1 protein-coding gene is annotated in these 254 nt (G+C 35.0%); it reads right to left on the bottom strand.

Annotated elements, in window-relative coordinates:
- Positions 1-254 (bottom strand): alpha/beta fold hydrolase (locus tag SB689_RS23705; protein WP_410694488.1); only part of this gene is annotated, 254 nt, incomplete at both ends.

The raw sequence follows: 254 nt of genomic DNA, 5'->3' as shown, positions 1-254 counted from the left end.
GTAAATCTGCCTCCAGTTCCATATAATTAACCGGTCTTTCATGGGTAGACATTGGATTGGATTTTCCATATCCTAACCGGTCATAAGCAAGGACATTACATTGTACAGCCTCGGATAATATAACCGGAAAATCTCTCCAAAGTTGTACAGAACCTAGTGAATCATGTAAAAAGACAATGATGGGTCTGTTTTCAAATGAGTTATTGTATTCTATATATAATTTTTTATCCTTTACATCAATTAGTCTCCTTTCC

Source organism: Chryseobacterium sp. SIMBA_038, from assembly GCF_046535115.1.
Lineage (GTDB): Bacteria > Bacteroidota > Bacteroidia > Flavobacteriales > Weeksellaceae > Chryseobacterium.
Note: the sequence above shows the minus strand (reverse complement) of the source record. Positions and strands in the feature narration are given on the sequence as shown.